At 40.5% G+C, this 13508-nt stretch carries 11 protein-coding genes; 6 read left to right on the top strand and 5 right to left on the bottom strand.

The annotated features are described in order from the left end of the window. The first annotated feature begins 412 nt into the window (after positions 1-412). The gene (locus V7K61_RS33390) at positions 413-598 is read left to right on the top strand and encodes a chlorophyll a/b-binding protein (protein WP_292725999.1); all 186 of its coding nucleotides are present in this window, start codon (positions 413-415) and stop codon (positions 596-598) included. 153 nt (positions 599-751) lie between these two features. On the opposite strand, the gene rpoD is transcribed toward V7K61_RS33390, so the two are convergent. The 4 genes from rpoD to gyrB all read right to left on the bottom strand — a co-directional run bounded on the left by rpoD (position 752) and on the right by gyrB (position 5760). Next, positions 752-1921 (bottom strand): RNA polymerase sigma factor RpoD, encoded by a 1170-nt coding sequence (gene rpoD, locus V7K61_RS33385; protein WP_094353188.1) that lies wholly within the window; start codon positions 1919-1921, stop codon positions 752-754. Positions 1922-3286: 1365 nt separating this feature from the next. Beyond that, positions 3287-3397, bottom strand: coding sequence for a hypothetical protein (locus tag V7K61_RS33380; protein WP_335060414.1), 111 nt, complete (start codon positions 3395-3397; stop codon positions 3287-3289). Next, positions 3394-3603, bottom strand: coding sequence for a hypothetical protein (locus tag V7K61_RS33375; protein WP_335060412.1), 210 nt, complete (start codon positions 3601-3603; stop codon positions 3394-3396). Before V7K61_RS33375 ends, V7K61_RS33380 begins: the two co-directional genes overlap by 4 nt. A 219-nt stretch (positions 3604-3822) precedes the next feature. Then, positions 3823-5760: a DNA topoisomerase (ATP-hydrolyzing) subunit B gene (gene gyrB, locus V7K61_RS33370; RefSeq protein ID WP_335060410.1), complete on the bottom strand. Its 1938-nt coding sequence runs from the start codon at positions 5758-5760 to the stop codon at positions 3823-3825. A 263-nt stretch (positions 5761-6023) separates the two neighbouring features. Between gyrB and miaA the strand changes: the two genes are divergently transcribed. Then, complete coding sequence (gene miaA, locus V7K61_RS33365) at positions 6024-6926, top strand: tRNA (adenosine(37)-N6)-dimethylallyltransferase MiaA (protein ID WP_335060408.1); 903 nt, start codon at positions 6024-6026, stop codon at positions 6924-6926. 64 nt (positions 6927-6990) lie between these two features. Here the strand turns inward: miaA and V7K61_RS33360 are convergent, their stop codons facing one another. Beyond that, entirely contained in the window at positions 6991-7698 is a 708-nt protein-coding gene (locus V7K61_RS33360) for a Uma2 family endonuclease (protein ID WP_335060406.1), read from the bottom strand. 132 nt (positions 7699-7830) lie between these two features. On the opposite strand from V7K61_RS33360, the gene V7K61_RS33355 reads away from it, so the two are divergent. The 4 genes from V7K61_RS33355 (at position 7831) to V7K61_RS33340 (ending at position 13362) form a co-directional block, all read left to right on the top strand. Continuing rightward, positions 7831-9591: a WG repeat-containing protein gene (locus V7K61_RS33355; RefSeq protein ID WP_335060404.1), complete on the top strand. Its 1761-nt coding sequence runs from the start codon at positions 7831-7833 to the stop codon at positions 9589-9591. Positions 9592-9822: 231 nt separating this feature from the next. Beyond that, positions 9823-11295 carry a glycolate oxidase subunit GlcD gene (gene glcD / locus V7K61_RS33350; protein ID WP_335060402.1) on the top strand — a complete coding sequence of 491 codons (1473 nt, stop codon included), beginning with the start codon at positions 9823-9825 and terminating at the stop codon, positions 11293-11295. Positions 11296-11560: 265 nt separating this feature from the next. Continuing rightward, positions 11561-12799 (top strand): glycoside hydrolase family 10 protein, encoded by a 1239-nt coding sequence (locus tag V7K61_RS33345; protein WP_335060400.1) that lies wholly within the window; start codon positions 11561-11563, stop codon positions 12797-12799. After that, complete coding sequence (locus V7K61_RS33340) at positions 12799-13362, top strand: hypothetical protein (protein WP_335060398.1); 564 nt, start codon at positions 12799-12801, stop codon at positions 13360-13362. Before V7K61_RS33345 ends, V7K61_RS33340 begins: the two co-directional genes overlap by 1 nt. The last annotated feature ends 146 nt before the right edge of the window (positions 13363-13508 follow it).

The following is a 13508-nucleotide window of genomic DNA, read 5'->3' as shown; positions in this document are numbered from 1 at the left end:
GTAGAGACGGCGATTCATCGCGTCTCTTGCCTTAACCGAACAGTATCAACCCCGATTTCTTGAAGAAGTCGGGGTTCTGGGCAGTATTTTGACTCCAATATCTCCACTAGTTATCAATAACTTTTAATTTCAAAGAACAAACTCTATTGAAAATCAAGCAATACAAAAGAATTAATTGATAATTAATCTTAATAAGATTAAGATTATCTATGACCGTATAAATCTAAATAACATTTTTTCTACCTCAGTAAATCTCACTGAAGGCAGATGCTTGAATTTGTATAAATAGCTATCTCTATTTATGTCAAGGTCTAGAAACAAAAGTATAAAAAATGTTGCTTTTCTAAAAATATTTGTTATATTAGTTTACATAAGGCAATAAACCTTAAAAATTAAGTTTGGAGTCCTAACCATGACAAATGCAAGCACAACAAAAGTCACTACTCCCGTAATTGAAGATCGCAACGCTTGGCGTTGGGGCTTTACCCCACAAGCAGAAGTTTGGAATGGTCGCTTGGCAATGATTGGCTTTTCAGCAGCCATCTTGGTTGAGGCTTTTTCTGGTCAAGGCTTCCTACATTTTTGGGGCATTCTGTAAGTTTTAATATCAAAGATGACCTATAAATAAAAAAACCTGGAGTGCTAATTCACTACCAGGTTTTTTATTTTTTTGTCATTTGTCAGTTGTCCTTCGTCATTTGTCTTTTGTTTATTCACTAATGACCAATGACTAATGACAAATGACTATTAACTACCGAATATATTCCTTGAGAACGCTGTTGCGATTTGGATGGCGTAACTTGCGGAGTGCTTTCGCCTCAATTTGACGAATCCGTTCGCGGGTGACGTTGAAAATCTGTCCGATTTCCTCAAGGGTTTTCATCCGACCATCATCCAAGCCGTAACGTAATCTAAGAACATCGCGTTCACGAGGGCTGAGACTGTCGAGGACTTTTTCAAGGTCTTCGCGCAGAAGATTTTTGGAAACTTGGTCTTCTGGTGTCTCACCATCGGATTCAATAAAATCGCCCAATCGAGAATCTTCTTCTTTACCAATAGGCGTTTCTAATGAAATTGGTAACTGAGCCGATTTAGCAATGAACCGCAACTTCTCAATGGTCATTTCCATGCGAGTAGCGATTTCTTCTTCAGTGGGTTTGCGACCCATCTCTTGAGATAGTAACTTGGTAGTTTTCTTAATCCGAGAAATGGTTTCGTAAAGGTGAACTGGAAGGCGAATTGTGCGGGATTGATCTGCGATCGCGCGGGTAATTGCTTGACGAATCCACCATGTTGCATAGGTGGAGAACTTATAACCTTTTTCGTGGTCAAACTTTTCAGCGGCACGAATCAAACCGAGACTGCCTTCCTGAATTAAGTCCTGGAACGACAAACCACGATTCATGTATTTCTTAGCAATTGAAACCACAAGACGGAGGTTAGATTGCACCATCTTGTCTTTCGCCCGACGACCAACATGGAGGCGATAACGAAAGGCTGGTAGTGGCAGTTGTACTGCTTCTGCCCATTCACTATCTCGAGGATCGCGATCTAATTGCTCGCAGAGTCTTTCGCGGACTCTTTCTAATTCCAGCAAATCGGCTATTTTCCGCGCCAATTCAATTTCTTCGTCTGCCCGCAACAGCCGAATTCTACCAATTTCTTGCAAGTAAAGCCGAATTGAATCTTCGGTATAGTGCTTTTTCTTGCTTTGTGTCCGACGACGCGATTTAGCGGCTTTTCCAGACTTTGCGTCGTCCTCATCAGACTGAGGCTCTAAAAATTCCTCGTCACCTTCATCGATGATCAGCAAGTCCTCTTCATCGTCTATTAAGAGTTCTTCTAACTCGAGCTCAGGCTGATTCATTATTTCTAGGTCAGGCTGATATATGCTTTCGAGTACGTTGTTAGCCTGGTTCATGCCGCGTTCCTCATGCTCCTTGCAGAATCAATTACTCAAGATGTGTTTACTGCTCTTTTAAACGAGCCAATTGCCAACCGAAAATAAGTTTTTTGGCAGATTTGCCAGAGATATTTTCGGAAGTTTTACACCTCCGGTAGGAGGTTTTTTTACTTTAGTTTAAGCAACTACTAAAGGTGACTTGATCACTTTAGTAAATGTTATATGTGTTGCTATCACATATTGCTTTCAACTAACTGGTAAAAATAAAGACTCGCCTTTATCAAAAAAATTGCCACTCTATACAAATGAGTTCAGACTGTTGGCAGATTTTCGTATAAAGACTCTTCCGATTGTAGCCTGTTTCACAGAAATTGCACTCTTTTTGTGTATTAATCATGAATTCATTAAGTAACCTTTAGCTACTTTCACCAAAAAGACATTGAAAACGGGATTTATACCCGGAATTTTTTTCTCTACTTTTCGGAATTGCAGTGACGCTCTTATTACATTACGAAGTAAGTACGCTTGCTCCTGCCGAATTTCATGTATTTTACACAACATTAATTACTGAGAAAGAGTGCATTTTATGTTAACTCAGACTATTCGTCTTAACCTACCCATTTTTACATTTCCTTCATAAATTAAGCATCCCTTAGACTAAAACGGGTCTTGTCCTTGGGTAAATACAACAACGGTGGTGGTGTTTGCCTGAAAGCAGTTAACCTTCTGCGTACTAACTACCTTAACTGAGGAGTTGAGGCTGTGGCAGAATCGACCTGATCGGAGATCAATTTAGGTTTACTAATTCGGTCTTATTCACACGTTAGCGCACTGTGGCGATTTCAGCCCTATGAAACTTGACAAACTTTTTTTATTGTATACAAGGATATTTTAATCAATTCAAAAACAATTTGTCCTGTGAACTTGCCAATATCGTCTTATCTTATGCAAAAGTACATTAGATACATACGATACGATCGCGATCGTCAGGGCACTACATGAAGATATTAACAAGTTTTCAGCCTTATGGTGTGTATTTCCAACAGTTATTACCTCGAACACATAGAACCCAGCAGATTACCTGATGATTTAGTCACAAAGCTTTTTTGCGTAAATCAATTGTAAATTTCAATACTTTTATTTCGGTAAGTTTCTGTCATCTTATGATGAGAAATCCTCAAAATACTTATTAATTGCTGTTGGATAGATGATATTCAGTGATTTTCTTAAAGCATAACAAATGTGTTTCTAGCTGGTGGTTCAAATTAATCAACGAGTCAGAGCAAAGAGTATTATCTGGACTAACTTTCCAATAAAGTTGGTAGTTTTGCTAACAATCGAGCATTGATTGCCTTTCAACTGAAGCCTATGAACTTTGCTGAACTACCGTGGTGTTGGGGTTGTGTTTAGACTTGCTGAAAAATTAGGTGGCACAAGTACGTGGTCAACTACATCAACGATGCCGTTGCTAGCTGGGATATCTGGCTGACTCACCTTAGCGTTGTTGACTGTGATTGAGTTGCTGTAGGAGTTTCTGCCACAGGTTGAGCGCAGGCAGACAGAGCAACTAAGCTACCGATGCCAATAATATTGAACAATGCTTTTTCTACTATGTCTTTGCTCGCTTTGATACCTTTGTGTAGAATCCAGTTAAATAGGGAATTATTAACAATAGTTAATGAATTTATGGATATAGTCACTCATCTAAATTTGTAGTGTGAAAAATAGTAATACAGTAAATTTAAAAATTACGTAGTTTGTCATCAGCCAAAAGAGGTAGTTTTTATTGGATTTTGAATATAAAGTCTTTACCAAAATCTGTTGTAGGAATGTCAAGTAATATTTCAAAGTTAAAGATCCCCAATTTCTCAAAGAAATCGGGGATCTTGTTTTTTACGAATGATTTAGGACTGTTGAGATTAGATATCTAGATCGGTGAAGTTGAGTTTAGAACCATAGGTTTCGATGAATTCTCGTCTGGGTGCGACCCGATCGCCCATTAAAATTGTAAAGATGCGATCGGCTTCGGCGGCATCCTCAATTTCGACTTGCTTCATTTTGCGGGTTTCTGGGTTCATGGTGGTGTCCCAGAGTTGTTGTGGCATCATTTCACCCAAACCTTTGAAGCGTTGGATGGTGTAGTTGGCGTTAGCCGGAAATTTGGCGATCGCTTGATTCTTTTCGCGATCGCTATAGCAATACTCATGATTACGTCCCCGTTCTACTTTAAACAATGGGGGACAAGCAATATAAATAAAGCCTTGTTCGATGAGTGCCCGTTGATATCGATAGAAGAATGTTAACAGCAAAGTCCGAATGTGTGCGCCATCTACGTCAGCGTCAGTCATAATGACTATCCGGTGATAACGCAGTTGAGTGGAATCGAATTCATCACCTTTGACACCTAAACCAAGTGCTGTAATTAACGATTGAACTTCGTTATTTTTATAAATTTTAGCGTCATCGGTTTTTTCAATGTTAAGAATTTTACCACGTAGAGGCAAGATTGCTTGAGTGCGGCGATCGCGTCCTTGTTTGGCACTCCCACCTGCTGAATCCCCTTCCACGATGAATATCTCAGATTCGCTAGGGTCACGAGAACTACAATCTGCCAATTTACCAGGCAATGGCGAAGATTCTAGTACAGATTTGCGGCGAACTAATTCCCGTGCATGACGCGCTGCTTCTGCGGCTTTGAAAGCTTGGATAGCTTTATCTAAGATTGAGTCTGCTATTGCAGGATGAAACTCTAAGTACTCAGTGAGGACTTCTCCCACTAAAGAATCAACAATTCCCCGTACTTCGGTATTACCGAGTTTAGTCTTGGTTTGTCCTTCAAATTCTGGATCTGGGACTTTAACGGAAATAACGGCTGTCAAACCTTCGCGGACGTGTTCGCCACTGAGGTTAGTTTCATTCTCTTTAATTTTATTGCGCTTGCGGGCGATCGCATTTAATGTTCGAGTCAGAACCGCTTTTAACCCTTCTAAGTGGGTACCACCATCCACTGTCCGAATATTGTTAGCAAAACCTAGCACATTATCCGTGTAAGCATCAGTACACCATTGCAAGGAAACTTCCACTTGTACGTTGTTGCGTTCCCCTTGAACATAGATAATTTCTTCATGCAGCGGCTGCTTTTCACGGTTCATGTAAGCGATATATTCTTTAATACCACCCTTGTAATTGTAGGATTCTACTTTCGGTGTATCGCTTTTTAGTAGTTCTAGACGGTTGTCAGTAAAGGTAATTTTGACACCCGCATTCAGATACGCCAATTCCCGTAGGCGACCTGATAAAGTGATGTAATCAAACTCAATGCTAACAGTGAATATTTGTGTATCTGGCTTAAAAGTAACAGAAGTTCCAGTTCTAGCTTCTTTGTAAGGCTTGGTTTGCAGTTCAGTAACTGGGATACCGCGTTCATAGCGCTGAAGATAAACCTTTTTATCTCGCCAAACCGTAACTTCTACAACCTCAGATAAGGCATTAACAACAGAAATACCAACCCCGTGCAAACCTCCAGAAACTTTGTAACCACCACCGCCAAACTTTCCACCAGCGTGCAGTACCGTCATTACGGTTTCCAAAGCCGATTTTCCGGTGCGCGAGTGAGTATCGACGGGAATACCGCGACCATCATCTGTTACAGTCACGGAACCATCAGCGTTGATATCCACTTCTATATGAGTGCAATGACCCGCCAAAGCCTCATCGATTGAATTGTCCACCACCTCGTAAACTAAATGGTGGAGTCCTCGCGGCCCAGTGGTACCGATGTACATTCCTGGTCTTTTGCGGACGGCTTCCAGACCTTCCAGAACTTGAATCTGATCGGCACTGTAACTGCTCGTCATGTAAACTCTCCTGATGCGTGGGGTTGAACTCGCCTAAAGGCAAATAAAAGTAAAAACACTCCAAAATTGTAACACAAAAGCCTTGCTGGCGTCTGTAGGGCATTTTCAAGAGAAGTTTATACTGGGGTTGCAGTACCGTGCAAGAGGGGGCAGAGGAGCAGAGGGGCGGGGGAGCAGGGGGAGAAATCAATTCAAAATTCAAAAACTTCTGCCTTCTGCCTCTTCTTTACCAATGCCCCATAATAACTAATGACTAATGACTAATGACTAAATTAATTGTGATTTGTGGGGCGACGGCAACGGGGAAATCGGGTTTGGCTTTGGCTTTGGCAATGCGGTTGGGTTCTGTAATTCTTAGTGCTGATTCTCGTCAAGTTTACCGTGAGTTTGATATTGGGACAGCTAAACCAACTGTAGCTGAACAAAAATTGGTGCCGCACTATTTAATAGATATCTGCAATCCAGCAGATATCATGACAGTAGCAGACTATCAGCAGCAAACACAAGCTTTAATTGCTTCTGTTGGTGTTACACCACTGTTTCTAGTTGGTGGCACTGGTTTATATATACGTTCTATTGTTCGAGGGATGAAAATTCCGAGAGTTGCACCACAAACGGAATTGCGATCGCAGCTTGAATCTCTTGGTCAAAATCAACTCTACGCAATTTTACAACAAGTTGATCCTGTTGCTGCACAAAAAATTCATGGCAATGATTCAGTACGGACTTTACGAGCATTAGAGGTATTTTACGTAACTGGATATCCAATTTCGCAACAGCAAGGGGAGAATCCACCAAATTATCCGATTTTGCAAATTGGTTTAGATTGCGATGTTGAAAAATTGGATGCTCGGATTAAACAGCGTACTGAACAAATGATAGCAAATGGTTTGGTTGCTGAGGTGGAGAATCTTTGTCAAAAATATGGCGCTGATTTGTCTTTGTTGAACACTTTGGGATATCAAGAAATTAAGCAATATTTGGCTGGGGATATTTCCTTAGATGAAGCGAAAGAATTAACAGTTTTGCATACCCGACAATTTGCCAAGCGACAACGCACTTGGTTTCGAGCATATCCACAAATTGAATGGTTTGCTTCAGATGACCCTGATTTATTAGAGAAGGTTTGGCAGCGAGTAAATCAGTTTATAAATTGCACAAGTTGATGAAAACTTTTTTGCTCATTCATGCAAAGACACAAAAATTTTTTGCGTCTTTACAGTAAGTATCCTATAGGGTGTCGGGATCTACGCCCATAGCCCGTAGCCTATCTGCTAGTAATTGGGTGCGTTGTTCTGCTTGTTCGGCGCGTTGTCGTTCCTGTTCGGCGCGTTCATCTCCAGTCAATAAAACATTACCATCTTGGTAGCACCAGCGTAACCAAGTATCTTGTCTATCTTCAAATTTACCTTCCCACAAAGTCACGCCTAAACCAACCTGTTCTAACCAATTTTCTGAAGTTTCAAAATAGCGCCTTCCTCTAAGCTCATAAACGCGCAGGACTTTTTCTCCTAATTGCTGGTTTGGGTCATATACGATGTAGTAACTAGCCCGCATGTGTTCATAAATTTCCAGCTTTTTGCCCAGTTCATCACCTTCTTTATTAGAGACAATTTCGAGGACAACTTCTGGAGGTTTGCCAAAACGCCAAACCATATAACAACGATTTTGTTTTTCCCACCAATTTTCAGGCATTTGAACATCGAAGCTGAGAAAAACGTCGGGTACAATTGCAGGTTGACCGTCTGTATGGTAGATGCCAACATTCGCTGCTGCTAACAAACTTTGCTGCTGTAGAGAACTGTAAAGAGAACCAACTAAGAGGCGTTGTTGTTTTTCAGAAGCAAAATTGTCCACAGGTGTATCATCTTCAGTGACTAGCTGGTTGGCATCTGGCACATAGTAATCATCATCATTGATTAGAACTTGCTGAACCATGATTTTATCCAGTATTTGAGAGCGTTATTTCTAGGTTAGTTGATTGGGGATGAGAGAGTGCGTAGTCGTTTACCTACAATAACGGTTAGGTTGTGTCAAAATCTACAGATAAAGTTCTGTAGCATTAGCATAATGATTGGATACATACTGCGACAGCGTTACAAAATTATCCAAAAATTAGGAGCGGGTGGATTTGGGGAAACCTATCTAGCTGAATACCCGCAGGATTTACCTGTTACTCCTAAGTATAAGTGCGTTATCAAGCGGTTGAGCAAACCCCAAACTCCAGATATAGATACTGTAGAAAGGTTCAAAAAAGAAGCAGCAATTCTATTCACATTGGGTAAGGAACACCTCCAAATTCCACAACTCTATGACTTTTTAGATGAATATAAAGAATTTTATCTAATCCAAGAATACATTGATGGGCATGATCTGAGTAATGAAATCACTTCAGGAAAACCGTGGAGTGAAGCTGATGTGATTCAACTTTTACAAGATATTTTAGAGGTGCTAACTTTTGTCCACGAACAGAATGTGATTCATCGAGATATCAAGCCATTAAATTTGATGCGGCGGTATTCAGATAATAAACTTGTCCTGATTGACTTCGGGGCAATTAAAGAAATCAGCACTTCAGGAATTAATAGTCAAGGAAAAATTAGCACCACGATGGCCATTGGTACTCGTGGTTATATGCCGAATGAGCAATGGGAAGGGCATCCTCTGCTATGTAGTGATATCTATGCTTTGGGAGTTACAGCAATCGAAGCTTTAACTGGATTACCCCCACAACAACTACCAAAATCTAAGACTCTGGAATTAATATGGCGCGACTATGCTCAAGTTAGTGATGGGCTAGCGGACTTTTTGACAAAAATGATGCGACGTGATGTCCACCAACGTTATAAAGATGCCAATGAAGCAATACAAGCTTTAAACCACTCTGGTTTAAAGCTTGCACTATCTCCTGATACCTTACCAAAACCAATTAAGATTGGCGAAAAGTATGGCTATATTAATAAGACAGGAAAGGTAGTTATTCAACCCCAATTTGATAAAGCTTGGCAATTTTATCAAGGGTTAGCGTTAGTAAAGATTGGCAGCGAGTTTAGCTATGGTTATGTCAACAATAACGGGGAGCTAGTTATCTCACCACAATTTAAATTTGCTGGGCACTTTTATGAAGGACTGGCAGAAGTCTGGATAGCTGGAAAATGTGGCTATATAGACAAAAGTGGGCAACTAGTTATCTCACCCAAATTTGATGAGACTTTAGGATTCTCTGAAGGATTAGCAGAAGTCAAAATATCTGGTAAATGGGGCTATATAGACAAAAGTGGGGAGCTAGTCATCTCACCCCAATTTGATCAGACTGGGAAATTTTCCGAAGGGTTAGCAGAAGTCCAGATTAATAATAAGTGGGGCTATATCGATAAAATTGGGCAATTAGTGATTTCACCCCAGTTTGATGACTCTTGGGGCTTTTGCGAAGGGTTGGCACTGGTCAAAATTAATGACAAATGGGGTTATATCAATAGGCTGGGACAATTAGTTATTCAAACTCAGTTTGAGGAACAAAACATACCGCATGGAAATTTTTCCGAAGGTCTTGCAGCAGTAAACATGGGTGAAAAGTTTAACTATATGCATGGCTATATTGACAAGAATGGGCGAGTAGTAATTGAACCCCAGTTTGATGTAGCTTTTAAGTTTTCTGAAGGGCTAGCAGCAGTGATGATTGGCGACAAGTGGGGTTACATAGACAAGATTGGAGAGTTGGTTATTCAACCAAAGTTTGATAGTGCTGATGACTTTTCAGAAGGATTAGCAAATGTCAAGGTTGGTCAGCAAGACCGCTACATCAACAAAATGGGAATATTTATTTATTAATCGGTGAAACTATAAATGCTAGTTACGTATATACCTTGCGATAGTAACGCACCTCAATTCAAACTATAAACCAAGTAAATACAAGCGATGCGATCGCCTCCTCAACCTTAAACTGAATGCAGAAGACCAGAGCGATCGCCTTTTATTCACTCTTGACTGCTATTCTTGCAACAATAGTAATTACAGCTATATCAACCAGCCTGCAACATCTACCTTTAAATGTAAAAATCTATGCTTACCCAAGATAAGAAACAATACAACTGGAAACCCATTCTCAAAGCATTCGAGGCTGTCCTTGGCAAAAATGGTGTGGTGCAACGCCGCGAAGAACTTATTACCTATGAATGCGATGGTTTAACTGGTTATCGCCAACGTCCTGCTGTGGTGGTGTTACCCAGAACTACAGAACAAGTTGCCCAAGTGGTGAAGATATGCAACCAATATTCTATACCCTTCATCGCACGCGGTTCTGGCACTGGTCTATCTGGCGGCGCTTTACCAGTAGAAGACTCTGTTTTAATTGTTACCTCATTAATGCGGCAAATCCTCAGCATTGATTTAGAAAATCAACGGACAGTTGTACAACCAGGGGTGATTAATAGTTGGGTAACACAAGCCGTTAGTGGTGCTGGATTTTACTACGCACCTGACCCTTCCAGTCAAATTATTTGCTCTATTGGGGGCAACATTGCCGAAAATTCTGGTGGCGTACATTGTCTTAAATACGGTGTTACTACTAACCACGTTTTAGGATTAAAAATTGTCACGCCAGAAGGGGAAATTATCGATTTAGGCGGACAAATCCCAGAAATGCCTGGTTATGATTTAACAGGTGTTTTTGTTGGTTCTGAAGGCACTTTAGGAATTGCTACAGAAATTACTTTAAAAATTCTCAAAAGTGCAGAATCAATTTGTGTACTATTGGCAGATTTTACTAGCATTGAAGCTGCCGGGGCAACGGTTTCTGACATCATCAGCGCCGGCATTATTCCTGGTGGTATGGAAATGATGGACAACTTCAGCATCAATGCAGTTGAAGATGTTGTCGCAACTAATTGTTATCCCCGCGATGCTACTGCTATTTTGCTAATAGAAATTGACGGTTTAGAAGTGGAAGTTGCAGGTAATAAGCAGCGAGTTACCGAAATTTGTAAAAAGAATGGTGCGCGAAATGTCACTTCTGCTACTGATCCAGAAACCCGGTTGAAATTATGGAAAGGACGTAAAGCGGCTTTTGCTGCGGCGGGGCATTTAAGTCCAGATTATTATGTACAAGATGGTGTAATTCCTCGGACTCAGTTGCCTTATGTTTTACATGAGATTGAGGCATTAAGTAAACAATATGGTTATCGTGTTGCTAATGTGTTTCATGCTGGGGATGGCAATCTTCATCCGCTAATTCTTTATGATAATTCTGTGTCTGGTGCATTAGAACAAGTAGAAGAAATGGGTGGGAAAATTCTTAAACTTTGTGTCCAAGTCGGTGGTAGTATTTCTGGTGAACATGGCATCGGTGCAGAGAAAAGGTGCTATATGCCACAGATGTTTAGCCAAGTTGATTTAGAAACTATGCAATGGGTACGGCAAGTTTTTAATCCTAAAGGTTTAGCAAATCCTGAAAAGATATTCCCTACACCACGGACTTGTGGTGAAGCAGCAAATGCATCGGCACTCAAGCAATTTGAAGGTGTGGAAAGATTTTAAGAAGAAAGAATTCAGGAGTCAGAATTCAGGAGTCAGAATTCAGGAGTCAGAATTCAGGAGTTTGGAGTTTGGAGTTTGGAGTCATAAATTATTAGGTTTTGGTATCGTTAAGTATATTCATGACCAAAATATCTCCGTATTATTTCAACTATCCTGAATTCTGAATTCTGAATTCTTAATCATCATTTGTTTACATGATCCGGAGGATTGCAACTTTATTTTGTAGTTATATATATATTCCGATCGCACTAGGTCACACTTACAAATGAATCGGGTTACTCGCCGTTGTGTTGCTTACTTGCTGTGTTTGGGATTAGTAGTCGCTTTAACAGGTTTTTTACCCTCTTCACTGCCAGTTTATTCCCAAAAAACCAGTCCTTTAACTACAGAAATTCGCGGCGTTTGGCTTACTAATGTTGCTAGTGGTGTACTATTTGTGCCTTGGGGTATTAACCGTGCCATAAATCAATTATCGACTCTCAACTTTAATACGATTTATCCTGTAGTTTGGAACCGAGGACATACTTTTTACAAGAGTACTGTAGCCAAGATAACTACAGGTTCAGAAACTCAACCTTTGCTTAACTTCATGCACGGTGGACAGGATGTTTTAGCAAAGATAGTAACACTTGCCAAAAATAAAGATTTGAGAGTAATTCCCTGGTTTGAATACGGGTTCATGACGCCGCATTATTCACAATTAGCAAGGCGTTATCCTGACTGGTTGACAATTGGGCAAGAAGGTATAAATTCTATTCGAGATGCCCCACCAGAAGAAATCGATAATCTTTTAATAACTAAACAAGCTTGGTTGAATCCCTTACATCCACAAGTACAAGAGTTTATCCAAGGGTTAATTTTAGAAGTAGTCAGGGATTACGATGTGGATGGTATTCAGCTTGACGACCATTTTGGAATGCCTGTACAGTTCGGCTACGATCGCTTCACTATACAACTCTATCAGCAAGAACATCAAGGCAAAAGTCCCCCTAATGACCCTTTTAACCCAGAGTGGATGCGGTGGCGGGCAGATAAAATTACTGATTTTATGGCAGAAATCTATCAAGCTGTGAAGGCAGTTAAGCCCAAAATCAAAATATCTCTGTCTCCCAACTATCAAGCTTTTGCTTATAAATACTATTTGCAAGATTGGGAAAATTGGGTAAAAAAAGGTTTAGTTAATGAGTTAATTTTGCAGGTGTATCGAAATGACAAAAAGTCTTTTATCGCTCAACTAGAACTACCATCGATAAAATTGGCTCAAAGTCTAATTCCTGTAGGTATTGGGATATCAACGGGAACGGTAGGTAATCCGGTGAAAATGGCACAAGTTAGAGAACAGGTTCAGGTAGTGCGCGATCGCAATTTTGACGGTATCTCCTTTTTCTACTGGGAGAGTCTGTGGGGTTACATCGTACCGGAATCACCCCAACAGCGGCGCAAAGGTTTTTTTGAGATGTTTAATGCAAAAACTGTCAGACTATTACAAACAAAGAAACTTTGATGCCATTCGCGCCTAACAATACTAGATTTGGCTTTACGTTGCTGTGGACTTTAGCTACTTTTGGCGGATTTTTATTGAGTTTACTCTTAATTGAAGTCGGCGAAAAGCCAGATATTGGCGTGGTAGAGGCCGCTATCGGCGGATTTGCGATCGCACTTCCTCAAGGTTGTCTTCTCAAACAACCTATATTTTGTATCAGGTGGATTTTGTCAAGTCTTTTGGGTTGGAGTATTATTACTGCGATCGGTATTGGTGCTGTGGGTTGGATTGTACCTAGCACTCAGATTCTTCCCGTGAGAATCTTGTCAGGGGCGGTTTATGGAGCTTTTGGCGGCTTGGGGATTGGATTAGCACAATGGTTAGCAATTCCCCAGCCTGTAGCATGGCGATGGATATTTGTCTCTGCGGCAAGTTGGGCGGTTGCTGTCCCTGTGGGTTCTGCTGTCGGGATGATCTGGCGTCACTTAACCCAGTTATTTTTAGGTGAAGTCATCGGATTAGGCTTTACTTGGCTGCTAGTTGGTATCCTCACAGGAATCAATGCTCACAAATTGCGATTATAAGTTGCCACAGACGCGAGCGATCGCATTTTTATTAAGAATTATAACTTTAATTCATGTATACTGAAGTTTGCACTTAGATATATGCAACAATCTTGAAAAACCGTTAAAAAATTTCAGTAAGTTTGCCCTAACCTGCAAATGTATTT

The sequence above is a fragment of the Nostoc sp. genome (genome assembly GCF_036918015.1).
In the GTDB taxonomy this organism is placed as follows: Bacteria; Cyanobacteriota; Cyanobacteriia; order Cyanobacteriales; family Nostocaceae; genus Nostoc.
The sequence above is the reverse complement of the archived record's forward strand: the minus strand, read 5'-3'. Positions and strand labels throughout refer to the sequence as shown.